23 protein-coding genes and 1 tRNA gene are annotated in these 25771 nt (G+C 66.3%); 11 read left to right on the top strand and 13 right to left on the bottom strand.

The features are described 5' to 3' along the window. Positions 1 to 114: 114 nt before the first annotated feature. Positions 115 to 1299, bottom strand: a complete 1185-nt coding sequence (locus ACFTSA_RS00120) for a MarP family serine protease (RefSeq protein ID WP_377948468.1) — start codon at positions 1297 to 1299, stop codon at positions 115 to 117. 192 nt (positions 1300 to 1491) lie between these two features. Here ACFTSA_RS00120 and ACFTSA_RS00115 point away from each other — a divergent pair, with 192 nt between their 5' ends. Further along, the gene (locus ACFTSA_RS00115) at positions 1492 to 2169 is read left to right on the top strand and encodes a Crp/Fnr family transcriptional regulator (protein ID WP_003797871.1); all 678 of its coding nucleotides are present in this window, start codon (positions 1492 to 1494) and stop codon (positions 2167 to 2169) included. Positions 2170 to 2407: 238 nt separating this feature from the next. Here the strand turns inward: ACFTSA_RS00115 and ACFTSA_RS00110 are convergent, their stop codons facing one another. From ACFTSA_RS00110 to ACFTSA_RS00100, 3 genes are read right to left on the bottom strand one after another with little or no spacing between them, the layout of a single operon-like run. Beyond that, on the bottom strand, positions 2408 to 3319 hold the full coding sequence (locus tag ACFTSA_RS00110) for an NUDIX hydrolase (protein WP_377948466.1): 912 nt from the start codon (positions 3317 to 3319) through the stop codon (positions 2408 to 2410). Positions 3320 to 3335: 16 nt separating this feature from the next. Continuing rightward, complete coding sequence (locus ACFTSA_RS00105; protein ID WP_377948464.1) at positions 3336 to 3869, bottom strand: RidA family protein; 534 nt, start codon at positions 3867 to 3869, stop codon at positions 3336 to 3338. A gap of 1 nt (position 3870) precedes the next feature. Continuing rightward, positions 3871 to 4026: a DUF4177 domain-containing protein gene (locus tag ACFTSA_RS00100; RefSeq protein ID WP_003797879.1), complete on the bottom strand. Its 156-nt coding sequence runs from the start codon at positions 4024 to 4026 to the stop codon at positions 3871 to 3873. 37 nt (positions 4027 to 4063) lie between these two features. On the opposite strand from ACFTSA_RS00100, the gene ACFTSA_RS00095 reads away from it, so the two are divergent. The 5 genes from ACFTSA_RS00095 (at position 4064) to ACFTSA_RS00075 (ending at position 11350) form a co-directional block, all read left to right on the top strand. Further along, positions 4064 to 6436: a transglycosylase domain-containing protein gene (locus ACFTSA_RS00095; protein ID WP_377948462.1), complete on the top strand. Its 2373-nt coding sequence runs from the start codon at positions 4064 to 4066 to the stop codon at positions 6434 to 6436. Between the two features lie 2 nt (positions 6437 to 6438). Beyond that, entirely contained in the window at positions 6439 to 7386 is a 948-nt protein-coding gene (locus ACFTSA_RS00090; RefSeq protein ID WP_377948461.1) for a metallophosphoesterase, read from the top strand. Positions 7387 to 7509: 123 nt separating this feature from the next. Further along, positions 7510 to 9327 (top strand): ABC transporter ATP-binding protein, encoded by a 1818-nt coding sequence (locus ACFTSA_RS00085; RefSeq protein ID WP_377948460.1) that lies wholly within the window; start codon positions 7510 to 7512, stop codon positions 9325 to 9327. Then, entirely contained in the window at positions 9324 to 11192 is a 1869-nt protein-coding gene (locus tag ACFTSA_RS00080; protein ID WP_377948457.1) for an ABC transporter ATP-binding protein, read from the top strand. The genes ACFTSA_RS00085 and ACFTSA_RS00080 overlap by 4 nt, the downstream gene beginning before the upstream one ends. A gap of 81 nt (positions 11193 to 11273) precedes the next feature. Next, a tRNA-Pro gene (locus ACFTSA_RS00075) sits at positions 11274 to 11350 on the top strand. Between the two features lie 125 nt (positions 11351 to 11475). On the opposite strand, the gene ACFTSA_RS00070 is transcribed toward ACFTSA_RS00075, so the two are convergent. Further along, the gene (locus ACFTSA_RS00070) at positions 11476 to 11835 is read right to left on the bottom strand and encodes a hypothetical protein (protein WP_377948456.1); all 360 of its coding nucleotides are present in this window, start codon (positions 11833 to 11835) and stop codon (positions 11476 to 11478) included. Between the two features lie 100 nt (positions 11836 to 11935). Beyond that, positions 11936 to 12169 (bottom strand): hypothetical protein, encoded by a 234-nt coding sequence (locus ACFTSA_RS00065; protein WP_331572037.1) that lies wholly within the window; start codon positions 12167 to 12169, stop codon positions 11936 to 11938. A gap of 133 nt (positions 12170 to 12302) precedes the next feature. Between ACFTSA_RS00065 and ACFTSA_RS00060 the strand changes: the two genes are divergently transcribed. After that, positions 12303 to 13565: a helix-turn-helix domain-containing protein gene (locus ACFTSA_RS00060; protein ID WP_377948453.1), complete on the top strand. Its 1263-nt coding sequence runs from the start codon at positions 12303 to 12305 to the stop codon at positions 13563 to 13565. Between the two features lie 130 nt (positions 13566 to 13695). Here ACFTSA_RS00060 and ACFTSA_RS00055 read toward each other — a convergent pair whose 3' ends face one another. After that, positions 13696 to 14634 carry a phosphoribosylaminoimidazolesuccinocarboxamide synthase gene (locus tag ACFTSA_RS00055; protein ID WP_377948450.1) on the bottom strand — a complete coding sequence of 313 codons (939 nt, stop codon included), beginning with the start codon at positions 14632 to 14634 and terminating at the stop codon, positions 13696 to 13698. A 2-nt stretch (positions 14635 to 14636) separates the two neighbouring features. After that, positions 14637 to 15968, bottom strand: a complete 1332-nt coding sequence (gene purD, locus ACFTSA_RS00050) for a phosphoribosylamine--glycine ligase (RefSeq protein ID WP_377949789.1) — start codon at positions 15966 to 15968, stop codon at positions 14637 to 14639. A gap of 121 nt (positions 15969 to 16089) precedes the next feature. On the opposite strand from purD, the gene ACFTSA_RS00045 reads away from it, so the two are divergent. Genes ACFTSA_RS00045 through ACFTSA_RS00035 form a run of 3 tightly spaced genes read left to right on the top strand, consistent with a single transcriptional unit; the run spans position 16090 to position 19138 of the window. Continuing rightward, on the top strand, positions 16090 to 17667 hold the full coding sequence (locus ACFTSA_RS00045; protein WP_377948447.1) for a molybdopterin-dependent oxidoreductase: 1578 nt from the start codon (positions 16090 to 16092) through the stop codon (positions 17665 to 17667). Positions 17668 to 17691: 24 nt separating this feature from the next. Then, on the top strand, positions 17692 to 18708 hold the full coding sequence (locus tag ACFTSA_RS00040) for an asparaginase (protein ID WP_377948444.1): 1017 nt from the start codon (positions 17692 to 17694) through the stop codon (positions 18706 to 18708). Positions 18709 to 18736: 28 nt separating this feature from the next. After that, entirely contained in the window at positions 18737 to 19138 is a 402-nt protein-coding gene (locus ACFTSA_RS00035) for a sterol carrier family protein (RefSeq protein ID WP_377948441.1), read from the top strand. Between the two features lie 139 nt (positions 19139 to 19277). Here ACFTSA_RS00035 and dctA read toward each other — a convergent pair whose 3' ends face one another. The 5 genes from dctA to ACFTSA_RS00010 all read right to left on the bottom strand — a co-directional run bounded on the left by dctA (position 19278) and on the right by ACFTSA_RS00010 (position 25245). Continuing rightward, positions 19278 to 20756, bottom strand: a complete 1479-nt coding sequence (gene dctA / locus ACFTSA_RS00030; RefSeq protein ID WP_377948439.1) for a C4-dicarboxylate transporter DctA — start codon at positions 20754 to 20756, stop codon at positions 19278 to 19280. 190 nt (positions 20757 to 20946) lie between these two features. Then, positions 20947 to 21960: a hypothetical protein gene (locus ACFTSA_RS00025; protein ID WP_377948437.1), complete on the bottom strand. Its 1014-nt coding sequence runs from the start codon at positions 21958 to 21960 to the stop codon at positions 20947 to 20949. 162 nt (positions 21961 to 22122) lie between these two features. Next, the gene (locus ACFTSA_RS00020; RefSeq protein ID WP_377948435.1) at positions 22123 to 22884 is read right to left on the bottom strand and encodes an SDR family oxidoreductase; all 762 of its coding nucleotides are present in this window, start codon (positions 22882 to 22884) and stop codon (positions 22123 to 22125) included. A gap of 26 nt (positions 22885 to 22910) precedes the next feature. Further along, positions 22911 to 23654 carry an aspartate/glutamate racemase family protein gene (locus ACFTSA_RS00015; RefSeq protein WP_377948432.1) on the bottom strand — a complete coding sequence of 248 codons (744 nt, stop codon included), beginning with the start codon at positions 23652 to 23654 and terminating at the stop codon, positions 22911 to 22913. 25 nt (positions 23655 to 23679) lie between these two features. Then, positions 23680 to 25245, bottom strand: coding sequence for an NCS1 family nucleobase:cation symporter-1 (locus tag ACFTSA_RS00010; RefSeq protein ID WP_377948429.1), 1566 nt, complete (start codon positions 25243 to 25245; stop codon positions 23680 to 23682). Positions 25246 to 25573: 328 nt separating this feature from the next. On the opposite strand from ACFTSA_RS00010, the gene ACFTSA_RS00005 reads away from it, so the two are divergent. Continuing rightward, positions 25574 to 25771 (top strand): hypothetical protein (locus tag ACFTSA_RS00005; protein ID WP_377948428.1); only part of this gene is annotated, 198 nt, incomplete at its 3' end.

The raw sequence follows: 25771 nt of genomic DNA, 5'->3' as shown, positions 1-25771 counted from the left end.
CGGGCTACCGTCTTCTCTTTGGTAACCACCGAGCCGACCGTCGCGGAGATCGAGGAAATATCCGGCGAAACGGCATTTTGAGCGTCAAGGGTTATGGTGCCGGAGCCGAAAGCCCTACTGCTGGATGCACTGACCCGACGACACGGGGCTGGACAGGCTCGGCGCTTCTGCTGCCACCGGCCGGAGGTCGATCATCGGAATCGCGAAACCCAGGGCCGCACTGGACGTTGTCTTCGCGAAGATGACACCCGCCACCTGCCCGTTGGTGGTGAGCAGCGGGCCGCCCGAGTTGCCGGGCTGGACGTCGCCGGCAAGCTTGTACACCTCATCGGGAACGGGGTTGTTGCCGTAGATGTCCGGCACCAGTACCGTGGAAATGCCCTGCACGGTGGCCGGCTTGGACTGGTAGGGGCCGCCGTGCGGGTAGCCGGCAAAGGCGGCGGCGGTTCCCGCGGGCAGGTCGGAGCTCAGCGGCAGTGCCGCGGTGGGCAGTCCGTCCACGGCCAGGACGGCGAGGTCGCGCTTGCTGTCGAAGTACACCACCCTGCCGGGCATGGCTCCCCCGCCGGGGACTTCCACCACAGGCTGCGACACACCTGCCACAACGTGAGCGTTTGTCACCACTCGTCCGGGCGATACAACAAAGCCGGTGCCGGTCTGGTTCTGGCCGCATTGGAAGGCGGTCCCGGCAATTTTCAGGACCGAACCGGCTGCCCTGTTCAGCGCCGGAGTATCCGTGCTGGCGTTCGGAACCGGGACCTGCTGGTCCTGCCCGATGCCCTCGATAAGGGTGGGGATGCCGTCGCCGATAACCGCAGAACGCAGCTGCGCCATGGCGGATTTGACCGGGTTGGGCGTCAGTCCGTCTATGAAACGGATCACCTTTGACTCGGCCAGCTGCTGCGAAACGAAGGGCACGCCAAGGGCGCTGATGCTGAACGCCAGCATGGACATAACCAGCGCTGAGACGGTCAGGTTCACGGCACCGCCGATGATTCTGTCCATGGCGCGGAGCGGCTGCATGCGGACAGCGCTGCGGATGCTGCGCCCGATCATGGTGCCAAGCGCATTGCCCAGGACCACCAGCAGGACGGCGGTGCCGATGATGGCGGTCAGGCGCCACCCGCTGTCCTCCACGAAGTCGCTGACCAGCGGAACCGAGAGGAAAGCGGCCACGGCGCCGGCCGCGAAGCCGGCAAGGCCTCCCACAGTCACCAGGAAGCCGTTGCGCAGGCCGTAGATCAGATAGGACAAAAGCGTGAGAATCAACGCAAGGTCCAGAACGGTCAGGCCAAACACCGGGTCTCCTCAAAAGCAGCTAAGCCCCGATTCTACTGGCGAAGTCTGACAATTTGCCGTGGATGCGCGGAGGCTACGCTGGTCTCGCGGCGTCTTTTAGGGCGTTTCAGCTGCCAAGTACGTCACAGAACGTTGAAAATTCTGAAACAATGGCACAAGCGCCCCAGACGACACTTTTACTCAGGAGAATTCATGGACATCGAGGTATTGCGCCGCGCACCCCTTTTCGCCACGCTGGACGACGACGCGTTCCGCCTGCTGACGGACGAGCTGACCGAGGTCGACCTGTCCCGCGGTGCATCCGTCTTCCGCGAAGGCGACCAGGGTGACCAGCTCTACTTCATCGTCTCCGGCAAGGTCAAGCTCGGCCGCACCTCCCCCGACGGCCGCGAATCCCTGCTGGCCATCCTCGGCCCGGGTGAGCTCTTCGGCGAGATGGCCCTTTTCGACCCCAGCCCCCGCACCGCCACGGCCACCGCCGTTTCGGAGACGCGCCTGGCCGGGCTCAAGAACGAGAGCCTAAACTCCCTGCTTCGGACCCGCCCCGAGGTCTCGGCCCAGCTCCTGCAGGCATTGGCCCGCCGCCTCCGCCGCACCAACGACTCCCTCTCCGACCTGGTCTTCTCAGACGTGCCCGGCCGCGTGGCAAAGGCCCTCCTGGACCTCGCCGACCGCTTCGGCCGTCCCGCCACCGACGGCGTGCTCGTCGCACACGAGCTCACCCAGGAGGAACTGGCCCAGCTGGTCGGCGCTTCCCGCGAAACCGTCAACAAGGCCCTCGCCGAGTTCGTCCAGCGCGGATGGCTGCGCCTCGAGGCACGCGCCGTCGTGATCCTGGACATGCAGCGCCTCCGCCAGCGCTCCCGCTAACTCATACGCTAGCTAACTCACACGCAAAAGGCCGCCCCGTTGAACGGGGGGCCTTTTGCGTTTAACTCACCATCGGCGGGCCGCCGATGCGTCGCGATGCGCTCCTTTGCGACGGTACGTGCGGAAGCGTTGGGGAAAAGGCGGCGGGATCTGCGAGAGGGTTGCAGGAAAACCGGTAACAACTGCGAGAGCGTTGGTGAGTTGGCCGCCAGCGGGGCTGCGGGCCTTCGGGTAGGAGCTAGCGTTCGCGCTGCGGCTCTCCGGCTACAGTCTTCGCGGCCTCGACTTCAAGCATGAGCGTCCCGTTTTCGTCGACCAGCTTGGGCTGGTAGACGTGGGGGGTGCGCTTGTAGCTGAGGTAGGCGATGCAGCCGTTGGCTTTTGCCATCTTCTCGAGCATGATTTCCGAGCCGGGTACCATGAGCTGCCCGAGGGTGAGCCCGACGGTGTTCTCCTGGCCCACCTCGTCACCCAGGACAGTGGTGTCGCGTTCGGCGATCACCTTCGTGGCGCACACCCACCGGCCCCAGACCCCCTTGCTCTCCAGGATGGAGGGCTGCTGGTTCATGGGGACGGTGGCGGCGAAGTACCGGGTGTTGAAGCGCCGGTGCGCGAAGTCCGGGCTGAGCCAGTTCACGAGCGGCTTGAGCAGGTCGGTGCGCAGGGACAGGCCTCGTTTGGACAGCTCCTCGGTGAACGACTTTTCCTGTGACGCCACGGCTTCCCGGGCCTTCATCCACTCGACGGTGGACGTCGCCTCCACTGTGGAGGACAGGTCCGGGCCCGCCAGCAGCACGCCGGTCTCCTCGAACAGTTCGCGGACTGCGCCCACCACGTGGCGGCGGGCCAGTCCGACGTCGTCCGTTCCCATCTGCTCAGCCCAATGCTGGGGTGAGGGGCCCAGCCAGCCGACGGCGTCGTCGTCGGATGCGTCCAGGGAACCGCCCGGAAAGGCGACGACGCCCAGCGGCGATTCTCCCGGACGGTAACCGAGCCAGGTTTCCAGCCCCGTGGGCGAATCCCGGAGGAGCACCACGGAGGACGCGAAACGGGGCTTGCGGGGAGTCCGCTCGCCGTGTTCGAGCCAGCTTCTTGCCGCCCCTTCAAGATCGGGAGGAAGAACAAAGAGCCGGCGTGCTAGGTGGGGCAAAGGAACCTACTGCTCCCTAACTGAATTCGGCGATCAGTTCGACTTCCACCGGAGAGTCGAGCGGCAGGACTGAAACGCCGACGGCGGAACGGGCGTGCTGGCCCGCGTCACCGAAGACGCGGCCCAGGAGCTCGGACGCGCCGTTGATGACGCCGGGCTGGCCGGTGAAGGAAGGATCGGAGGAGACGAAGCCCACCACCTTGACGATGCGCGTGACGCGGTCGAGGTCACCGATGACGCTCTTCACGGCGGCCAGTGCGTTCACGGCACAAACGGCGGCGTAGGCCTTCGCGTCTTCCGGAGACACAGTCGGCTCGTCGGAGGTTCCCTCGGCGCCTGCGGACACCTTGCCCGTAGCTTCGAGTTTGCCGTTAATAAACGGCAGCTGGCCGGAGGTGTAAACGTGGTTGCCGGAGACGACGGCCGGCACGTAAGCCGCGACAGGGGCGGCGACTTCCGGGAGGGTCAGTCCCAGCTCGGCGAGACGCTGCTCGACGGCGGACGATGGCGCCAGATCAGCGCTGGAAGCGGTTTCCTGGGGGGTGGTCATGCTACTGCTTCTCCCTCTTTAGGTAGGCGACAAGGCCGTTGCCGTCGGGTCCGGGGACTACCTGAACAAGCTCCCAACCGTCGTCTCCCCACTGGTCCAGAATCTGCTTCGTGGCGTGGATGATGAGCGGAATCGTGGCGTACTCCCATTTGGTCATGAAATAAAGCCTAATCGTTGCCGGTAAACTGGAGAACATGGCGACTCGTAAGAACCCCATATTCGACACGGCCACTACCCTCGGAAAAATTCTTGGCTTCCTTGGCGTGAGCGCTATTTGTGGCGTCCTCGTGGCCGGCCTGCTGGTTCCTGCAGCCGCCGTTTCGGGCAGCACAGCCAGCGGCTCGATCGAATTCTTTGACACCCTGCCCGCTGAACTACAGGTGGACCCGCCCAGCCAGTCCACCAAGGTCCTGGCCGCGGACGGGAGTGTGATTGCCAACCTGTACGCGGAGAACCGCACCCGCGTTCCACTGGACCAGATCTCCCCGTTCATGAAGGACGCGGTGATCTCCATTGAGGACAGCCGGTTCTACGAGCACGGCGGCGTGGACACCACCGGCATCCTGCGCGCCCTGGTCGCCACGGCGCGCGGCAACAAGCAGGGTGCGTCCACCATCACGCAGCAGTATGTGAACAACGTCCTGAACGCCAACTTGGAAGCGCAGGACAAATCGGACGAGATCAAGCTCAACGGCGTTAACAAGGGCGTCGGCGACAAGCTCCGCGAAATGAAGCTCGCGATCGCCCTGGAGAAGAAATTCACCAAGGAGCAGATCCTTGAGGGCTACCTGAACATCGTCTTCTTCAACCGTGACGCGTACGGTATTGAGGCCGCGTCCAAGTTCTTCTTCAGCACCACCGCGAAGGATCTGACGCTCCCCCAGGCCGCGCTGCTCGCCGGCCTCGTGAACAGCCCGTCGGCCTTCGATCCGATCACCAACCCGGACAACGCCAAGAAGCGCCGGGACCTGGTGCTGAGTGCAATGCTCACCCATGGAAAAATCACCAAGGCCCAGTACACCGCCGCCGTGGCAACCCCGGTCAAGCCGAAGGTGACCCCGGCCCGGCAGGGCTGCGCCTACTCGCCCACGGCCCCGTACTTCTGTGACTACGTCCTGCACCTGCTGCTGAACAACCCGGCCTACGGAGCGGACGCCACCGAGCGTGAGAAGAAGGTGTTCCGCGGCGGCCTGACCATCAAGACCACCCTGGACCCGAAGGCGCAGAAGGCCGCGCAGGACCAGGTGAACGCCGCTGCCGGCTCGAACCCGGACAAGTGGGGCGCCGCCCTGGTCTCCGTTGAACCGGGCACCGGCAAGATCACCAACATGGCCCAGAACACCTCATGGTTTGCCGGCAAGGGCAAGTTCGACTCCCAGATCAACTTCAGCGTGGACCAGTACGACGACCAGGGCAACGACCTGAACGGCCTGGGCGGCGCGCAGCCGGGCTCCACCATGAAGCCGTTCACGTTCGCGGAGTGGCTCAATGAGGGCAAGTCGATGAACACCATCGTCGACGCCGCCCAGCGCAGGTACCCGCAGAATTTCCCGTGGCAGAACACCTGCCCCACCCCGACGGTGGGCTGGTATGACAGCACCAACGGCACCGAGGACCTGCAGAACGCCGAAGATGGATACTACCGGCCCATGAGCGTACTGGACGGCCTGAAGAACTCCATCAATACCGCCACCTTTGCCTCTGCGGCCCAGCTGGACCTGTGCGGCATCCAGAAGGTTGTGGACGCGGTTGGACTGCACGAGGGCCTGCCCGCCCGCGACAAGGAAACCAACGCTGTGGTGGACCCGAACCCGAAGATCACCATGACCACCATCGGTAACCTGCTGGGCTCAAGGCAGACAGCACCGCTGACCATGGCCGCCGCCTTTGCGACGTTCTCCAATGACGGCAAGTACTGCGCCCCGATCGCCATCACCTCAGTGACCGACCAGACCGGCGCACAGTTGCCGGCGCAGTCCCCCGCTTGCCGGGACGCGCTCAAGCCCGAGGTGGCACGCGGCGTGAACTACGCGCTGCAGAAGGTCCTGAACGAGGGGTCAGGCTCGCTGATTCAGCCGCGGATCTCCACCCTGACCAACTTCCCGATCGCGGCCAAGACGGGTACGTCCAACAACAACGGCTCCACCTGGGTCGTCGGACACACCACCGGACTCGCCACGGCAGCATGGTTCGGTGATCCGCTCGGAAACCAGCAGCGCGCCGGCCAGAACGTGACCATCAACGGCAAGTTCTACACCGGCATCGACGGCTACATGATCGCCGGGCCGATGTTCTCGAACTTCATGTCGCAGATCGCACCGGCCTACGGCACGGATCCGTTCCCGGAACCGCCGTCGAACCTGCTGTACGGCACGCCGCAATTCCAACCCACGGTCCCGAACAACCCGGTCCAGGGCGGCACCACCGGCGGAGACACCGGTGCGAACAACGGCGGCAACACGGGCGGCAACACCGGCGGGAGCACCGGAGGTACCGGCAACAACAACAGCAGTAACGGCAACGGCAACGGCAACGGCAACGGCAACAGCACCAGGGGGAACGGCTGACCGTGACTGACCTGACACGCGTGGCAAGCCGCGTCCGCAGCATCGGGCGCGGCTTTGCCGTCACCGCAGGCGCCGGGACCGCGGCAGCCCTCGCCGCCACAGCCTACGGGCTGTGGGAGAAGAACCAGTTCGTCCTCCGCGAGGAGACCGTCCCGGTCCTGCCGGCGGGCCGGGCACCCTTCCGGATCCTGCACTTGAGCGACATCCACTTCGTTCCCGGCCAGAAGGCCAAGACCGAGTGGCTGCAGTCGCTGGCGGCGCTCAGGCCGGACCTGGTGGTGAACACGGGCGACAACCTCAGCCACCCCAAGGCCGTGGATCCGCTGCTCAACGCGTTGGCACCGCTCATGGAGTTCCCGGGCGTGTTTGTTCCGGGCTCCAATGACTATTACGCACCTAAACTGAAGAATCCGGCCGCCTATCTGATGGGGCCCTCCAAGGCCGCGCGGGACCGGGAGGAACTCGACTGGCCGCGCCTCCGGGCCGGCTTCGGCATGGCCGGGTGGATCGACCTGACCAACCGGCACCAGTCCCTGGTTCTCAATGGCATGCGTTTCGATTTCTCCGGCGTGGATGATCCGCACCTCAACCGCGAACGGTATGCCGGCTGGCCGCGCGGCACCAGGGGCCAGAACGCCAAGGACCACCTGCGCATCGCCGTCATCCACGCGCCGTACCAGCGGGTCCTGGACCACTTCACCGAGGAGGGCGCGGACCTGCTCCTGGCCGGCCACACGCATGGCGGCCAGCTGTGCATCCCGGGATACGGCGCCGTCGTCGCCAACTGCGACATCCCCACGTGGCGGGCCAAGGGCCTCCATGACTGGAGCAGCAACGGAAGTACGACGCCGGTCAACGTCTCGGGCGGGATCGGCACCTCGCGCTTTGCTCCGGTCCGCATCGCCTGCAAGCCCGAGGCGGTCCTGCTGACGCTTACCCCGCGCGCCTGACCGCCAACGCCGTCAGACGTCCGGGCGGGCTGCTGGTCCTCCGGTGACAGGCCACCTGTGAAGGGTGCCAGCCATGGCATAGGGTAGTTGCTACGGGAAACTACATCAGTTCGAGAAGCGGGCATGGCCAAGCAGAGTTCATTTTTTCGATCCGTCAGCCGTCTGTATCCCCATGTAAGGCCGGTCCTGCCGCGGCTGGTCATGGGCCTGCTGTCCGCACTCCTGGCCAGTGTGGTTGCCCTCGCCATTCCGCAGGTGCTGCGCGGACTCATCAACGATTCCCTGCGCCCCGGGGCAACCGCCGGCGCCGTCTGGAGCTCGGCCGGCCTCATCCTCGCCCTGGGCGTCGCCGAAGCCGTGCTGGTTGCACTGCGCCGCACCTTCGTGATCAACCCGGCCACCACCGTGGAGACCCGGATGCGGGTCTCGCTCTACGGCCACCTGCAGGACCTCCCCGTCGCCTTCCACGACCGCTGGGGCTCGGGCCAGCTGCTCTCCCGCGCCATGACCGACCTCAACTTCATCCGGCGCTGGATGGCGTTCGGGGCCATCATGCTGGTGGTGACCACCCTTACCGTGGTGATCGGCGTCGTGGTCATGTTCACCATGAGCTGGCAGCTGGCCCTGATCTTCCTCGCCGCCGCCGGCCCCGTAATGGTTTACGGCTTCCGGTTCCGGACCCGCTTCAGCAAGGTTGCCCGGCGCAGCCAGGACCAGGCAGGCGACCTCGCCACCACCGTTGAGGAGTCTGTTCACGGCATCCGCGTCCTCAAGGCCTTCGGCCGCAGCCGCGAAGCCCTGGAAACCTTCAACGGCCAGGCCGAGGAACTGCGCCAGACAGAGATTGCCAAGGCACGGCACCAGGCAGTCTTCAGCATGGTGGTGACGCTCCTGCCCGAGCTGGCACTGGGCGCAGGTCTCGTCACCGGCATCCTGCTCGCCGCCGCCGGCCAGCTCAGCATCGGCTCCCTCGTGGCATTCTTCGCCACCGCCGCCGTCATCGCCGCGCCCGTGGAGTTCTCGGGCATGCTGCTGGCCATGGCGCTGACGGCGAAGACGGCGCTGGACCGGCACTTCGAGGTCATGGATTCCCAAAACACCATCACCAGCGCCGCGGAACCCCGCCGCCCCGCCAACGTCAAGGGCGCCCTGAGCTTCATCAACGTGGCGTTCGCCTTCGACGACGCCCCGGACAAAGCGGTCCTGAAGGACATCCGGCTGGACATCTGTCCGGGCGAAACCATGGCGCTGGTGGGCATCACGGGCAGCGGCAAGAGTGCCATGCTGCAGCTCGTACCCCGGCTGTACGACGTCTCGGCGGGTTCCATTGAGCTCGACGGCGTGGACCTGCGGGCGTACAGCGTTGAGGAGCTCCGCACCCTCGTGGCTGTGGCCTTCGAGGACACCACCCTCTTTTCCAGCTCGGTTCGCGACAACGTGCTGCTCGGCGTCCAGTCCGGGGACAACGACGCCCGGGAGAAAATCCTCGCGGAGGCCCTGGACACGGCGCAGGCGCACTTCGCGTACTCACTGCCGGATGGGCTGGACACCCTCATCGGCGAGGAGGGCCTCAGCCTGTCCGGCGGGCAGCGCCAGCGCCTCGCCCTGGCCCGGGCCATCGCCGCCCGGCCCTCCGTGCTGGTCCTCGACGATCCGCTGTCCGCCCTGGACGTAAACACCGAGGAGCTCGTGGAAAACCGGCTCCGGGATCTGCTGGCCGGCACCACCACGCTCATCGTCGCCCACCGGCCGTCCACCGTGGCGCTGGCCGACAGGGTGGCGCTGCTGGAGGACGGCCGCATCGCCGCCGTCGGAACCCACACCGAGCTGCTGGCCGGGAACAGCCACTACCGTCACGTGATCGCGAGCCTGGAAACGGAGCCGCGCGACCTGGACTCCGAGCTCTCCGCCCTCGACGACGCAGAGGAGGTCAGCCGATGAGTGCCACAGCCTTCGGTACTGCCAACGAGGACAACGCCCACCTGAGCAAGAGCGACAGCAAGGCAGTACGACGCCGGTCGCTCGCCTTGCTGGGGTCGCTGATCCGTCCCGTGCGGCTTAGGTTCTGGCTCACCATCGCCACGGTGGTCCTGTCGCAAGCTGCCAGGGTGGCGGGCCCGGCGCTGATCGCGTTCGGCATTGACCATGCGCTCCCCGCCCTCCGCACAGGCAACAATCTGCCACTGGTGCTGACCGGCGCCGCCTACCTTGCCACGGCACTCGCGGCGGCCGGGCTGACGGCCCTGTACGTGACCTCGACGGCGAGGCTCAGCCAGGCCATGCTGCTGGACCTGCGCCTGTGGGTGTTCCGCCACACCCAGCGGCTCAGCCTCGAGTTCCACGAAAAGTACACCTCGGGCCGGATCATCGCCCGGCAGACCTCGGACCTCGAGGCGCTGCGCGAGCTCCTGGACTCCGGTGTCAGCTCGCTCGCTTCGGGTGCGCTGTTCATGGTGTTCACCGCCGTCACCGTCTTCGCCCTCGACTGGCGCAGCGGGCTGGTGGTGCTGGGTGCGGCCGTGCCCATGTTCCTCCTGGCCCGCTGGTACCAGAAGCACTCGCAGATCGCGTTCCGCCAGTCCCGGGTGGTCTCGGCCCGGCTGATCGTGCACTTCATCGAGACCATGACCGGCATCCGCGCGGTCAAGGCCTTCCGCAAGGAGCGCGAAAACGCCGCACGCTACGGCGAGCTCGCGGAGGACTACCGGCAGGCAACGGTCCGCTCCATCAATCTGAACGGCATCTTCCAGCCCGGCCTGGTGCTGATCGGCAATGTCTGCGTGGCCGCCGTGCTGCTCTTCGGCGGCTTCCGGGTACTGACCGGCGACCTTGCCGTGGGCGTCCTGCTGGCCCTCATGCTCTCAACCAAACGCTTCTTCCAGCCCGTCGACCAGATGGCCATGTTCTACAACTCCTTCCAAAGCGCGCAGGCCGCGCTGGAGAAGGTCTCGGGCCTGCTTGAGGAGGTGCCCACGGTGCGTCCGCCGCGGAACGCGGTGGAACTGCGCGATGCCCGCGGCGCCGTCGAGTTCCGGGACGTCGAATTCCGCTACGGCAGCGGCCCGCTCATCATCCCTGCCCTGAACCTCAGCATTCCCGCGGGCCAGACCGTGGCGCTGGTGGGCCAGACCGGGGCCGGCAAGTCCACGCTGGCGAAGCTGATTGCCCGCTTCTATGACGTCTCCGCCGGGTCGGTGATGCTCGACGGCGTCGACGTCCGCCAGCTGGCCACCGCGGACCTGCGGCGGAACATCGTGATGGTCACCCAGGAGGCCTTCCTGTTCAGCGGCTCCGTTGCGGACAACATCGCCCTGGGCCGGCCGGCGGCCCCGCGCGAGGAGATCGAGGCGGCCGCGAAGGCCGTGGGCGCGCACGAGTTCATCATGGAGCTCCCCGAGGGATACGACACCGACGTCAACAAGCGCGGCGGCCGCGTCTCCGCGGGCCAGCGCCAGCTCATCAGCTTCGCGCGCGCGTTCCTCGCCCGGCCGGCGGTGCTGATCCTGGACGAGGCCACGTCCTCGCTGGACATCCCGTCAGAGCGGCTCGTGCAGAGCGGTCTCGCCGGGCTGCTGCGCGGCAGGGACGGCAAGGACCCGGCAGGCGATGGAGGCGGCGGAGAGTCCCGGGAAACTGCCCGGACGGCGCTGATCATCGCCCACCGGCTGTCCACGGTGGAAACCGCGGACCGGGTGCTCGTGATCCAGGACGGACAGGTGGTGGAGGACGGCACACCGGACGAGCTGATCGGCGGCAACGGCCGCTTCGCCCGGCTGCACAGCGCCTGGAAGGACTCGCTGGTCTGAGCCCGGTGGCCTTGCCGACCTCGATTTCACTTGTTGCCCAGTATCGGATATTCTTGTTCAGTTGCTTTCGCAGCAACGGATCGGGATGTAGCGCAGCTTGGTAGCGCGCTTCGTTCGGGACGAAGAGGTCGCAGGTTCAAATCCTGTCATCCCGACCACAAGGAAAGAGGGTCTCCCCCAGGGGAGGCCCTCTTTCTGCTTCTTCAGTACGGTTCCCCCACTAGGGGCCCACACCTGCAGGGTTCCCTGGCCGAGCTTGCTAGGCTAGGGGGCAGGTGGGGAGTTACCCGCTCAGGCTCTGGTTGTGGATGTTCTGGGTGGCCTGCCCGTCACCCAGCAATGGGATCCTTGGCCGGCGGGATCCGTCATCCGCCAGGTAGTCGCCCCGGCTGTCGTAGCTTTGGATCTGGTTCAGGTAGCGGTGGCGCAAACGCAGGCCGACGGCGAAAAGCACCACCGACTCCAGCAGCGCCGCAATGCCGATCATCCCCCAAACAAAAGTCCCGCCGTCGGCCGTTCCCTGGAACACCTCAACTATGGCGGCACCGGCAGCCGCCGCCACGATCAGCGACGTCCCGGCGATGGTCCAGAGAAAAAAGGCCCGCTGTAGGCCGTCGGTTATTCTCCGCGCTGTCCGTGTCATGGTCCCCACTCCTTGGTTGCGGCTGCTGTGTACGGAAAGACAAACGGCCCCGGAACATGATGTGCGCATGTTCCGGGACCGTTCTCCTCATGGAAGCTGTTTACATGGGATCAGGCCAGTTGCCAATGGTGGTCTCTGACACCATGGGATCAGGCCAATTGCCGATAGTGGTCTTGTTCACGTCCTTGACGCGCATCGGATCCGGCCAGTTGCCAATGGCAACCGAGGTGCCCGCGTTGTCCGCGATCGAGCCTGCAGACAGAACGGCGGGAGCCGCAGCAGAAAATGCGAGGGCCCCCGCCAAAACGGCGGCGGCTGCTATCTTCTTCAACATGTGAGAGTTCCTCAATACGAGTCGGATTCGTTACCAAGTCAGCACAGTCCTTGTTGACATACATTGTAAAATGTTTTCCACAGAGGGTGTCAAGCATTCTGTACAAACGCTGTCCGGAATAGGAGGAACCCCAGTGGGTAACGGATTCGGGGAGAAGCTCCGCGCTGAGCGGTTGGAACGCGGACTGACCCAGGCCGAACTGGGCAAGGATCTTTACTCCCCCAGCTACATTTCCTTGCTGGAAACCGGCCGGCGGGAACCCACAGCCGACGTCATCGAAGAACTCGCCCGCAGGCTGGAGCTCGCACCCAAGGCGCTCGAGGCGTGGAGCCAGCCCATCTCGGTCAGCGACGCCGAATACGTACTGGCCGGACTGTACGCCCGGCAGGCCTGGGACCTGCGCGACTACGCCCTCGCCGCCGAGCACGCCGCCAACGCGGCCCGGATCGCCCTCGACGGCAAGAACACGAGCGCCTGGTGGAACATGACCTACATGCAGGCCGAATGCCTCATGAAGCAGGGCAAGCTCAAGGAATGCCAGAAGATCATGGAGCACCTGTCCGAGCATCCGATGGCTACCGAATCCGCCGGCCTCGGGGTCCGGGCGCGCCAGATGCTCGCCGCTTTGTGCCACGGACAGGGCCAGCTGAGCACCGCCGTCGAACATGCGGAGAAGGCGGTGGAGCTGTGCGCGCAGCTGCCCAAGGGCTCCACGCTGATCATCGGCGCGCTCCGGGCGCTGATCGGCGCGCTGGCCGAGAGCGGCCGGCTGGACGAGGCCTGGAAATACTGCCAGGACATGAACGAGCAGATGGACGAGCACTCGATGTCCCAGCTCGCCGGCGAGGTGGCCTGGGTGATCGGCAACGTCGCGTTCATGCGGCACGACTATCCGGAGGGGATCAAGCACCACGAGCGCGCCGCCAAGCTGCTCTCCCCCGCCAACGACATCGAGCTCTGGGCCCGCTTCAACAAGGCGTCGGCCGCCGTCCGCCTGTCCTCCGGAATCGTTGAGCCGGAGACCCTGTCCGCGATTGAACGCGCCGAACTTGCACTGTCCATTGTCGGCGGGAACAAGACGGACCAGCTGGAGGTAGCGTTCATCCGCGCCCGCTGGCTCTACCTCACCGGCGACATCGTAGCCGCGGTGCAGAAGCTCCGCGAAATCCACGCCGAACGCGCCGACCTGGCCAGGCACACGGCCGGCGAGGTCTCGCTGCTCCTGGGCAAGTCGCTGAAGGCCGCGGGTGAAGCGGATGAGGCGCTGGTCCACCTGGAGGAGGCGCAGAAGGAGTTCAGCGCGGCCGGCGCGCAGGACCGCGTCCAGCAGGCACTCGACGCCGTGCTGGAGATCCGGCTCGCCCAGCGCCGCGCCGCCGCGGCCGAAGCCAGCTGACAGCAGAAAGCCGACAGCAGACAGCAGACAGCAGACAGCAGACAGCAGACAGCAGACAGCAGACAGCAGACAGCAAAGCAAAAAGGCGCCCTCCGAAGAGAGCGCCTTCTGCCTTGGATGTCGCCAGAACCTAGCTGAACGTGCGGCCGGTCAGCTTCTCGTACGCCTCGACGTAACGCGCGCGGGTGCGCTCCACGATGTCGGCGGGCAGGGCCGGCGGCGGCGTCTCAGATGCCTTGTCCCAGCCCGATTCGGCGGACGTCAGCCAGTCCCGGACAAACTGCTTGTCGTAGGAGGGCTGCGCCTTGCCGGGCTCGTAGGTGGCGGCGTCCCAGAAGCGGGACGAGTCAGGGGTGAGGACCTCATCGCCGAGCGTGATGGTGCCGTTGACGACGTCGTAGCCGAACTCCACCTTGGTGTCGGCCAGGATGATGCCGCGTTCGCGGGCGATCTCCTCAGCCTTGGTGTAGATGCCCAGGGTCAGCTCGCTCAGGCGCGCGGCGATGTCGTCACCCACCATGGACACGACGGCGTCGTACGTGATGTTTTCGTCGTGCTCGCCCACCTCGGCCTTGGCGGACGGGGTGAAAATGGCGTGCTCCAGGCGGGAGCCGTCAACCAGTCCTTCCGGCAGCGGGATCCCGCAGACGGTGCCGGACTGCCGGTACTCCACGAGGCCGGAGCCGGTGAGATAACCGCGGGCGATGCATTCCACCGGGAACATGTCCAGCTTCTTGCAGATCATGGCCCGGCCCTCGACTTCGGCCGGCACGCCGTCCGCCACTGTGGATGCCAGCACGTGGTGTTCCACGTCCAGCTGGTCGAACCACCAGAGGCTCAGCTGGGTCAGGATGCGTCCCTTGTCCGGGATCTCGCTGCTGAGCACGTGGTCGTAGGCGCTGATGCGGTCGCTCGCCACCACCAGCACGCATTCCTGGCCGAACTGCTCGTTGATGGCGTCGCTGGCCGGGACGTACAGGTCGCGGACCTTGCCGGAGTAGACGTGCTTCCAGCCGGGCAGCTCGGTGTGCGGGGTGTCCAGGCCGCGGGGGCCTTCCTGTTCAGCCACTGTCACGCCTTCTCGTCCGAAGCGGAGCCGGTCTGGGGCGCCGACGGGGCCCCGACGGCGGCCGACACCTTGATCTCACCGCGTGCGGCCTTGCCTGCAATATCCGTGCGGAACTGGGCGCCTTCGAGCTGAACCAGCTCCACGCCGTCGTACGCCCGTTCCCGTGCTTCCACGAGGTCGGATCCCAGCGCCACCACAGCCAGCACGCGGCCGCCGGCGGAGACCACCTTGCCCTCGTCGTCGAGCTTTGTTCCGGCGTGGATGACGTGGACGCCGTCCAGTTCATCCACCTTCTTGAGCCCGCGGATGCGGTCACCCGTGCGCGGGGTGTCCGGGTAGTTTTCGGAGGCAACGACGACGGCGACTGCCGTGTCCTTGGACCAGCGCAGCTCTTCTGCCTGGTCCAGTTCGCCCTTCGCGGCTGCCAGGAGGAGGGAACCGAGCGGCGTCTTGAGCCGGGCGAGGACCGCCTGGGTTTCGGGGTCGCCGAAGCGGACGTTGAACTCGATGACGCGGGTGCCGCGCCTGGTCAGCGCGAGGCCGACGAACAGCACGCCGACGAAGGGGGTGCCGCGGCGCGCCATCTCGTCCACGGTGGGCTGCGCGATGCGGTCGATGACCTCCTGGACCAGGCCCTCCGGAGCCCAGTCGAGCGGGGTGTACGCGCCCATGCCGCCGGTGTTGGGGCCTTCGTCGTTGTCGTAGATGCGCTTGAAGTCCTGTGCCGGGGACAGGGCCACGGTGTTGCGGCCGTCGCACAGGACGAACACGGAGACCTCGGGGCCGTCCAGGAATTCCTCGATGACGACGGTTCCGCCGGCGTCGAAGCAGCTCTGGGCGTGGGCCAGGGCATCGTTGCGGTCGTTGGTGACCACCACGCCCTTGCCGGCGGCCAGGCCGTCGTCCTTGACGACGTAGGGGGCGCCGAAGGTGTCCAGCGCCGCGGCTGCCTCGTCCGCGTTGGCGGCCACGAGTGCCATGGCGGTGGGAACGCCGGCCTCGGCCATGATCTGCTTGGCGAAGGCTTTGGAGGCCTCGAGCTGGGCGGCAGCCTTGCTGGGGCCGAACACCGGGATGCCGGCGTCGCGCACGGCGTCGGAAACTCCGGCGGCGAGGGGGGCTTCGGGACCAACGACCACCAGGTCGACGTCGAGCCGGGTGGCGAGCGCCGCCACTGCGTCCGGATCGTTCCCGTTGATGGCGTGTGTGGGGACGAGCTTGCTGATGCCGGCGTTGCCCGGAGCCGCGTGGACTTCGGAAACGTTGGGGTCGGCAAGGAGGGAGCGGACAATGGCGTGTTCGCGGCCACCGGGGCCAATGACGAGTACCTTCACAGTCTCCAAGGGTACTTTGTGCACCGCGCTGGCTCCTAAGCTGAGGCCCGGCCCTCAGTTGTGATGGGCCCTCAGTTGTGAGGCGGACCATCCGGGGGGCGTGCCGCTACGAACCCATGGCATGAAGAAGCTCATGAGGTGGTTAAGGGGACCGGCCGCACTGGCGGCCCTCGCCGGGGTGGCTGCTGCCGCCGTCGTCCTTTCCGCTGCGGAACTGGTGGGGGCGTTCTTCACCGCCCGTGCCACTCCCCTGATTGCCCTGGGCTCGACGTTCATTGATTTCACGCCGCCGTGGCTGAAGGACTTCGCGGTTGCGACGTTCGGCACCAATGACAAGGCCGCACTCTTCGTGGGGATGGGCCTGACGATCCTCGTGCTGGCCTGTGTGCTGGGCGTGGTGGCGTACCGTCGTTGGGCGCTCGGGGCAGCGGGGGTGCTGTTCATGGGTGCGGTGATCGTGGCCAGCGTGGTGACCCGCGCGGCGGTCAGGCCGCTGGATGCTGTGCCCACGCTGGTGGGAACCGCGGCCGGGCTGGTCGTCCTCCGGCTGCTGGTCTCGCGGCTGTGGCGGCTCCGCGCTTTCCCTGTTTCTCCGGCCGATGTGGCGGCAAAGGAGCCCGAGCGCCCGGCCACGTCCCGGCGCGCCTTCTTCACGGCGGCCGGCCTCACGGCCGCCGCGGCGGGCATCGCCGCCACCGGGGGCCGGCTGCTTAGCGCCGCGCGCAGCAATGTGGCCCAGGCGCGGGAGTCCCTCAGGCTGCCGGTGCCGGCTCGGCCCGCAGCCGCCGTGCCCGCCGGGGTGCAGTCGGCAACACCCGGCGTGACGCCGTGGCTGACGACCGCCAAGGATTTCTACCGGATCGACACCGCCCTCAGCATTCCGGAGATCAAGGCCGAGGAATGGGAACTGCGGGTGCACGGGCTCGTGGAGCAGGAGGTCCGGCTCACCTTCCAGGACCTGCTCGATGCCGACCTGATCGAGTCCCATGTGACCCTCACCTGCGTCTCCAATCCGGTGGGCGGCAACCTTGCCGGCAACGCCAAGTGGCTGGGGCTTCCCATCCGCGAGGTGCTCAAGCGGGCCAGGCCCACCGCCGGCGCGGACATGGTCCTCTCCACCTCCATTGACGGCTTCAGCGCCTCCACACCGCTGGAGGTCCTGCAGGATGACCGAGACGCCATGCTCGCCATCGGCATGAACGGCGAAGCGCTGCCCCTGGAACACGGATACCCGGTCCGCATGGTGGTGCCGGGACTGTACGGCTTCGTGTCCGCCACCAAGTGGGTGGTGGACCTGGAGGTGACCCGCTTCGCCGACAGCAAGGCCTACTGGACCCAGCGCGGCTGGTCGGAGCGCGGCCCCATCAAGACGATGGCCCGCGTGGAGGTGCCCAAATCCTTCGCCACGGTGCCCGCCGGGAAGGTGGCTATCGGCGGCACCGCGTGGGCACAGACCCGGGGCATCACCAAGGTTGAGGTGCAGATCGACGACGGCGGCTGGGCTGCCGCAGTGCTCTCGGACGAGGCTTCCGTGGACACGTGGCGGCAGTGGTCCTTCACCTGGGACGCCAAGCCCGGCCCGCACTACATCAGGGTGCGCGCCACGGACGGGAACGGCGAGGTGCAGACGGAGAAGCGCGCCGATCCGGTGCCCGACGGCGCGTCCGGCTGGCAGTCGGTCATGGTCACGGTTGAGTAGGGGCCCGCACCATAGACTTGGGCCATGGCCCTAAATTCGCACGCCACGTTCACTGTGGATTCCGCCGTCGAACTCGCCGTGGTTGAACGGAGCGGATTCGTGGAGTCCCGCCACATCGGGGCGGCAGTGGTCCTCGCCGCGGACGGCCACGTGGTCACCCAGCTTGGCGACATCTCCACCCCCATTCTGGCCCGGTCCACGCTCAAGCCGCTGCAGGCGCTGGCGGCGATGCAGTCCGGCGTTCCTCTGCGCGGCGCCCAGGTGGCCCTCGCCTGCGCCAGCCACACCGGGTCGCTCGACCACATGGACGTCGTCGAAGGCATGCTGAAGGCCGCAGGCGTCAAGGAAGACCAGCTGCAGTGCCCCGCCGCGTGGCCCCAGGATGAGACGGCACGGACCTGGCTGACCCGGTCCGAGCGCGGCAGGTCCCGGCTGGCATTCAACTGCTCGGGCAAGCACGCGGCATTCCTGTGGGCCTGCACCGAAAATGGCTGGGACACCCACAGCTATCTCGAGCCCAACCACCCGCTGCAACAGCGCATCCGCACCGTGATCGAGGAGTACTCCGGCGAGCAGATCGCGCACCTGGGCATCGACGGCTGCGGCGCACCGGTTGCGGCCATCTCGCTGACAGGCCTGGCCCGCGCCTACTCCCTGCTTGCGAAGGCCCCCTCCGATAAATCCGCCAACGCCCGCGCCGCCACCATCGCCACCTCCATGCTGGACTACCCGTGGGCGGTCCAGGGCAGGGGTGAGGCCAACACGATCGTGATGGAGGAGCTGGACGTCATTGCCAAGATCGGGGCCGAGGGCATCCTGGTCATGGCCACGTCGCAGGGTGTCTCCGTGGCCCTCAAGATGCTCGACGGCAACCTGCGGGCCACCTCGCTGGTCGGACTGACACTGCTGGCGGCCTGCGGGGCCGTCGACATCCCGGGTGTGTCCAGCGTGCTCGAGAAGGTGGTGGAGCCGGTCCTTGGCGGCGGCCGTCCTGTCGGCAAGATCCGCCTTGGCCATGCCGTCTCGGCCCTGCTGGACTAACGTACTTATCTCTTTCAAGGAGGAACCGGTGGCTGTTGCGCGCCGCAGAATTGACCCGGCTGAGGGCCTGGCGGCCCTGAACCAGTGGGCGGCAGGTGCCGTCCCGCCGTCGGGCGCTGCTCCATCAGTCCCGGCCGTTCCGGCCGTCCCCCGTTCGGTGATTGCGACGGCGGTCCGCTACTCCCTGGAAGAGGTCACCGCCCGCGCGCCGGGGAATTCGGTGGAGGTGCGGGTGCCGCCGTTCGGCGTGACCCAGTGTGTGGAGGGCCCGCGGCACACCCGCGGCACTCCCCCGAACGTGATTGAGTGCGACGCCGCCACCTGGCTGGCGATGGTCACCGGCCGGCTGAGCTGGGCGGACGCAGTGGGTGCCGGACGCGTGGCGGCGTCGGGCCTGCGGGCAGACCTGTCGGCGCTGCTCCCCCTCTGAACACCAAGTGGCAGGACCCCGCCGAAGGCTGAACTGCTCCAGCCAAGGACGGGATCCTGCCTCAATCCTTTGGAGTTTTTGTCCAGATACCGCGACTTCAAGGGCCTTCAACGGCCATTATCTGGACAAAAACTCCTCGTTATTCGTGGTTGATGGCTGCCGACGGCCTGCTCATCTCGAAGTCGGGCATCTCACCGGGGGTCGGGCCGCCGCGGAACTTGGGCGAAGCCTGGCCGCCCCCGCTGATCCGTTCCAGCTCCTGCTCCTGGAAGTCTTCCTCCACTCCGAGCATGACGGCGGAGTCGTGGTTGGTGATCTCGCCGCGGAATGCCCGGACCATGACGCTGCGGTCGAACTGGCCCTCCCATTTGGAGACCACGAAGGTTGCCACGCAGTTGCCCAGCAGGTTGACCACCACGCGCATGGAGTCCATGAGCCTGTCGGCCCCGAGGAGCAGGGCAACGCCTGCCACCGGGAAGATGCCGAGCGCGGCCGCCGTGGCGGACAGTGCCAGGAAGGATGAGCCGGGGACGCCGGCCATGCCCTTGGAGGTCAGCAGCAGGACGCCGAGGGCGGCAAGCTGCTGGCCGAGGTCCAGGTGGTGGCCGAAGGCCTGGGCGAGGAACAGCAGGGAGATGGACAGGTAGATGGCCGCGCCGTCCAGGTTGAACGAGTAGCCCGTGGGAACCACCAGGCCGGTAGTGGCCCGGGAGCATCCTGCGTTGGTCAGCTTGGTCATGATGCGCGGCATCACGGCTTCCGTGGACGCGGTGCCCAGGGCCAGCAGGAATTCCTCGCGGGTGTACTTGAGGAACTGCCACAGCGGAACCCGGGCGAAGCTCCAGGCAACGACGAACAGGAGTCCGATGAACACCACGGCGGCGCCGTAGCAGGCGACGATCAGCATTGCGTAGGTGCCGAGGGTGTCCAGCCCGTACTGGCCGATGATGAAGGCCATGGCACCGAAAGCGCCGATCGGTGCCACCTTCATGATCCAGGACATGATCTTGAAAATCAGTTCCAGGACCGTCTCCATGAGGCTGACCACCGGCTGGCACCGCTCGCGGCCGATGACGACGATTGCGGCGCCGAAGAACACCGAGAAGAAGAGGACCTGCAGCAGGCTGTTGTTGGCAAAGGCGCCGATGACGCTGGTGGGGATGACGTCCAGGATGAAGGCTGCTGCGTCCTTCGGCACGGCGTGGCCGGTCTTGGCATCCACGGCCTCCTGCGACAGGGTGCTCGGATCTATGTTCAGGCCGGCTCCGGGCTGAACGATGTTGCCGACAATCAGGCCGAAGACCAGGGCGAAGAGTGTGGCCGCTGTGAAGTAGAGAAGAGCCTTGACTCCTACCCTTCCGACCGCCTTGACGTCGCCAACGGCTGAGATTCCCGTGACGATCACGAGGAAGATCAGCGGCGCAATGATCATTTTGATGAGCTGGATGAAGCCGTCACCGAGCGGCCTCAGTTGAGCGCCTAGGTCCGGCCAGAAATGCCCGATGAGAACACCTGCCACGACGGCGATCAGAATTTGGAAGAAGAGCGACCTGTACAGGGGCTTCTTCTTCGACGGCGCCGAACTCGCCTTCAGCGCCGAGGAATCTGGGATCTTCATTGATCTGTACCTATCAATTGGGAACAGCCCCGGATCGGGGTCTGCTTCCAACGTAACCCTGGTCACACTATTCCGCAAGAGGAAATCTAGTTTTCACGATGCGGAATTGATCAGGCCGGTCACAATTGAGTTTTTGTCCACTTGTCGGGACTTCGGAGCCCTCCAGCGGCCGATATCCGGACAAAAACTCCTACCGCTGCCAGCCCTGCTTGCGCAGCGCCTGCTTCACCCGCGAGACGATCCACTCCCGTCCATGGCCCATATCGACGCTGTTGACTTTGACCTGGCGCCACCCCGCGTCCAATACCCGTTGGTCACGGTACGCGTCCAGCGCCTGCTGCTCGGGAGTCAGGTGATGCAGCCCCTCGTACTCGATGCACGTCCGGAACCGCGGGCAGCCCAGATCCGTCCAGACCGGCCTGTTCAGCACGTCGTCCACGCGGCAGTTGGGCGTGAACTCCGGCAACCCGGCGTCGTCCAGCAGCAGCCGGAGCTTGCTTTCCGGCGGGGAATCGACGCCGACGCGCAGCAGGTCGAGGGCAAGCCGGGCCTTACGCACCCCGTGGATGCCGTTGGCGCCGTCCACAAACTTCCGCAGCTCCGCCAACGGCACCATGGCGACCTTCGGTGGCCCGAAATGCCTGGCGTGCTCGCTGATGATGGCATCGCCGGCCACTACAAGGTCATCGATGGGCAGAACGGAGCCGAGGTCCACCCAGGTCCGGGCCAGAGACGTCAGCCTGAGCCCGTCAATCTCCACGAGATCGCCCTCGCGGATCTTGAGCCGGTGCCCGGCGATGCCGCGGCGGCGCGGAAGCGTGCCGCCGCTCTCCCTGGAGAGGTGAAGGAACCGCCCCGGCTCCCGGAAGTGCGGACCGCTTTTCTTGCCCCCTGGCGCAGGTTCGACGACCGCGGACACCGGGCCGCCGTCGTCGGGCCTGAACTCCGCCCACGGCGGCAGCGGAACGCCGTGGACTTCCGCTGCCGTGACCAGGCTCGCGAAGACCTCCGCATCAAGTGCGGTGTGCGAGCGGACCAGGGCGGGAAGGTCCGGGCTGCACGATCTTGGCACGCGGATGCTCCTGCTTGGCCGGTGCATGTCGCGGGCAAAGAGCCTGCCCGCGGGGACGCCGGCGCCGGCCGCTTCGGGCACGACGAAGGGCCGGCCACTGATTTCCTCGGGCAGCGGTGACAATCTGGTCATGCTCCATTGAGGCACCTCAAGGACGCCTGCGGGACGTTATCCACAGGCGGCACTTCGAGGCCGGGAGTTTTTGTCCATATATTCGCCGCTGAGGGGCGCTTAAGTCGCGATATGTGGACAAAAACTCGGAAGGAAAGGCGGCCGGAGGGTAGGTGAGCAGCCTTAGCCGCGGCCGATGAAGGGCATGCCCGCGGCCGTGATCACCACCGAGCCCACGCTGGCCGACGGCGGCATGCCCGCCATCATCAGCACCGCCCGGGCCGCGTCCTCCACCGGGAACATGGGTTCCACCTTGCGGCTGCCGTCGGCCTGGAGCGCACCGGAGCCGACCCCGATGGTGTCCATGATTTCCGTGGCGGTGTTGCCGATGTCGATCTGCCCGCAGGCGATGCCGAACTCCCGGCCGTCCAGCTCGATGCTCTTGGTCAGGCCCGTCATGGCGTGCTTGGTGACGGCGTAGGCCACGGTCCGCGGCCGGGGTGAATGCGCCGAGATGGAGCCGTTGTTGATGATCCGCCCGCCCTGCGGTGACTGCGCCTTCATCGCCCGGACGGCCGCCCCGGCGCACAGCACGGAGCCGGTCAGGTTCACGGCGACGGTGGCCTCCCAGTCCGCCAGGCTGATCTCGTCCACCGACGCCGCCGGGCCAAAGATGCCTGCGTTGTTGAACAGGACGTCCACCCGGCCCCAGCGCCGGAGGACGGCGGCGAAAAGCCGCTCGACGTCGTCGGGCGCGGTGACATCGCAGGGCACCGCAAGCGCCTCCGGGTGGCCGTCCGCCGTTTCCAGGAGCTGCGGCTCACGGCGCCCGGCCAGGGCCACCCGGTATCCGTCCGCCAGCATTTGCCGGGCAACCGCCCGCCCGATGCCGGATCCGGCGCCGGTGACGACGGCGACGCGGCCGGGAGTGGCTGGAACGGTCATACTGGTTCTCCTGAAATCGTTGAAACCTACACGGAGGCCGGAACGCTTTTTGCTGCCAGCGGCCAGCCTATGACGGTCTTGGGACGCGGTGTGGCGTACGTCCGCACCTTGGACGTGGAGAGCTGCATCCGGACGAGGGACTCGGCGATGGTCACGGCGGACGCAACGCCGTCGACGACGGGCACCCCCGCACGCTGCCGGATCTGTTCGTCCAGCCCCGCCATGCCGCCGCAGCCCAGGACGATCACCTCGGCCTTGTCCTCCCGGACGGCGAGCAGCGCCTGGCCGATGATGGCCTCGACCGCTCGCTCCGGCTCCTCTTCGAGTTCCAGCACGGCCATCCCGCTGGCGCGCACCGAAGCGCAGCGGGCGTCGAGGCCGGCCAGCTTCAGCCGGTCCTCGATCAGCGGCACGGCCCGGTCCAGGGTGGTGACCACGGAATACTTGTGGCCCAGGAACATGGCCGTGCTGGCCGCCGCCTCGGTGATGTCGACGACGGGCACGTCCAGCAGCTCCTGCAGCCCCTCCCTGCCGTGCTCGCCGTAGCCGGCCTGGATGACGGCGTCGAACGGTTCGGCGTAATTGACCACGCGGTCCATCACGGCGATCGCGGCCAGGTAGCTCTCGAAGTTGCCTTCGCAGGAGTCGGCGCCGAAGCGCGGCGTGACCCCGACAATTTCGGTGCCGGGCGCGGCGATGCTGCGCGCCTGGGCGGCGATGGAGTCGGTCATGGACTGGGTGGTGTTGACGTTCGCAACGAGTATGCGCATGGTGTCCTCCTGGAGTGGCTGGCTCTTAGTGCGTGCTGGCGACGGCGATGGCCTCGCCGTCGGCGTCCTCAAAGCGCTGCCTGCGGTTGGCGATCACGTAGTAGCTGAGCGCTCCGACGCCGGCACCGAAGAACCAGGCAAACGGTGCGGCCGGCTCAAAGGCAGGGACGAAGGCGACGATGATGGCCAGGATGGCCGCCGGCACCAGCGCGATGATGGCCCGCGGGTTGACGCCCCGCTTGTAGAAGTAGGCGCCGGCCGGGTCCTCGCTGTACAGCTCGGGAACATTGACCTTGCCGCGGCGGAGCAGCCAGTAGTCGGCCATGACCACGCCGAACAGGGGCCCGAGCAATGCGCCGAGGCCGCCCAGGAAGTACACGATGACGAGCGGGTTGTTGTAGAGGTTCCACGGCAGGATGACCAGACCGATGGTGCCGCTCACCCAGGCCGCCCGGCGGAAGTTGAGCCGCTTGGGAAAGAGGTTGGTGAGGGCATAGACGGGGGCCACGAAGTTGGCCATGAGGTTGACGGCGATGGTCAGGATGAGGATCGCGAGGCAGGCCAGCACCAGGAACAGCGTGTTGGGGATGCTCTGAACGATGTCCGACGGCGTTTCGATGATGGTGCCGTTGATCTTGTACTGCCCGCCGGCCAGGACCACCACGATGGCGCCGAACAGAAGCATGTTGATCGGAATCCCCCAGAAGTTGCCCCGCACGATCGATTTCTTGGAGACGGCGGAGCGGGTGAAGTCGCAGAAATTCAGGACAAACGTTCCGTAGATGGACACCCAGAGGGCACCGCCGGCGAAAATTGTCCGCCACATCTCGCCGCCTTCAAGACCCCGGATGCCGGTCCACTGGATGGAACCGTGCGCCTCCGTGAATACCCAAATGGCAAGCAGGACCATGGTCAGCAGGATGATCGGACCGGCGAAGGCCTCGTATTTGCGGATCATCTCCATGCCGAAGCTGACGATGACGAGCTGCACGATCCACAGCGCCACGAAGGAGATCCAGCCCAGCGTGGACAGGCCGAGGATGGAGTTGGTGTCCAGTTCGTGGAGGGACGGAACCATGGCCACCAGCATGACCCGGAGCACCACCGAGGCAAGGAACGTCTGGATCCCGAACCACGCCACGGCTACCGCGCCGCGGATCAGGCTGGCGAGCTGGGCGCCGCGGATGCCGAAGCTGATGCGGCTCATGACAGGGAACGGGACTCCGGTTTTCTGACCCATGAAACCGGAGAAGCTAAGCAGCACAAAGAGGAGTGCCGCCCCGATGCCCAGGGCCATCAGGATCTGCCAGCCACCCAGGCCGAGGGAAAAAAGTCCGACGGCGAACGCATAGTTTCCGAGACTGTGCACGTCGTTCGCCCAGAGGGTGAAGATGCTGTACGCCGTCCAGCGGCGCCCTTGCCGCTTGGTGGGTGCGAGGTCGGTGTTGTAGAGGCTGGGACTGATGTCCCGACCGGCCGCGGCACTGGCCGCTTCGCACAGGTCGTCGGTGGTTATGGCGGCTTGGACCGGCTGGCCCGACAACGGCGTCGGCCCGTCCGTTTCGACGCCGACTGATGGGGTCGTCTGCATCTGCTTCTCCGGTTTCTGGGATTTTCGCGGTGGTGAGCCCTCGATCGGACGGTTAACGTCGCCGAATTGTCGCTGTTATTCCACATCGCGAAATAAACTTGTTGAATAGTGAAAACATCGTATGACCTGCGTCACCTCCAGGTCAAGATGCGGCGCCGGCCTTCAGTGGTCACAAACCGCACCTTCGGCCTGCGCGAGGTCCGCGCCGCCCGGAATAGGCGGGAGCGTTTGACCGGGATCCAGTGCTGCCGATAATCTCGAATAGCAAGAATGTTTTCTCACAATATGAAAACATGAGCCCAACATTCAAAGATGAAACGAGGCTGCCGTGGCTGCAGGAGAAGATACCTCCCATATCCTCAGCGGGTTGACTAACCAGCTGCCTGATCGTGATCCGGAAGAGACCGCCGAGTGGGTTGAGTCCCTGGATACGCTGATCAGGGAACAGGGCACGGAGCGTGCCCAATACATCATGCGCAGTCTCCTGCAGCGTGCCGGCGCGCAGAGCGTCGGGGTTCCGATGGTG

Source organism: Arthrobacter sp. NPDC057013, assembly GCF_042674585.1.
Classification (GTDB): domain Bacteria; phylum Actinomycetota; class Actinomycetes; order Actinomycetales; family Micrococcaceae; genus Arthrobacter.
Note: the sequence above shows the minus strand (reverse complement) of the source record. Positions and strands in the feature narration are given on the sequence as shown.

Excerpts from the sequence above, each read along its gene's own strand:
- ACFTSA_RS00115 (WP_003797871.1), top strand. The coding sequence starts at position 1,492 with ATGGACATCGAGGTATTGCGCCGCGCACCCCTTTTCGCCACGCTGGAC.
- ACFTSA_RS00105 (WP_377948464.1), bottom strand. The coding sequence starts at position 3,869 with ATGACCACCCCCCAGGAAACCGCTTCCAGCGCTGATCTGGCGCCATCG.
- ACFTSA_RS00100 (WP_003797879.1), bottom strand. The coding sequence starts at position 4,026 with ATGACCAAATGGGAGTACGCCACGATTCCGCTCATCATCCACGCCACG.
- ACFTSA_RS00095 (WP_377948462.1), top strand. The coding sequence starts at position 4,064 with ATGGCGACTCGTAAGAACCCCATATTCGACACGGCCACTACCCTCGGA.
- ACFTSA_RS00085 (WP_377948460.1), top strand. The coding sequence starts at position 7,510 with ATGGCCAAGCAGAGTTCATTTTTTCGATCCGTCAGCCGTCTGTATCCC.
- ACFTSA_RS00080 (WP_377948457.1), top strand. The coding sequence starts at position 9,324 with ATGAGTGCCACAGCCTTCGGTACTGCCAACGAGGACAACGCCCACCTG.
- ACFTSA_RS00070 (WP_377948456.1), bottom strand. The coding sequence starts at position 11,835 with ATGACACGGACAGCGCGGAGAATAACCGACGGCCTACAGCGGGCCTTT.
- ACFTSA_RS00065 (WP_331572037.1), bottom strand. The coding sequence starts at position 12,169 with ATGTTGAAGAAGATAGCAGCCGCCGCCGTTTTGGCGGGGGCCCTCGCA.
- ACFTSA_RS00045 (WP_377948447.1), top strand. The coding sequence starts at position 16,090 with ATGAAGAAGCTCATGAGGTGGTTAAGGGGACCGGCCGCACTGGCGGCC.
- ACFTSA_RS00040 (WP_377948444.1), top strand. The coding sequence starts at position 17,692 with ATGGCCCTAAATTCGCACGCCACGTTCACTGTGGATTCCGCCGTCGAA.
- dctA (WP_377948439.1), bottom strand. The coding sequence starts at position 20,756 with ATGAAGATCCCAGATTCCTCGGCGCTGAAGGCGAGTTCGGCGCCGTCG.
- ACFTSA_RS00025 (WP_377948437.1), bottom strand. The coding sequence starts at position 21,960 with ATGACCAGATTGTCACCGCTGCCCGAGGAAATCAGTGGCCGGCCCTTC.
- ACFTSA_RS00020 (WP_377948435.1), bottom strand. The coding sequence starts at position 22,884 with ATGACCGTTCCAGCCACTCCCGGCCGCGTCGCCGTCGTCACCGGCGCC.
- ACFTSA_RS00015 (WP_377948432.1), bottom strand. The coding sequence starts at position 23,654 with ATGCGCATACTCGTTGCGAACGTCAACACCACCCAGTCCATGACCGAC.
- ACFTSA_RS00010 (WP_377948429.1), bottom strand. The coding sequence starts at position 25,245 with ATGCAGACGACCCCATCAGTCGGCGTCGAAACGGACGGGCCGACGCCG.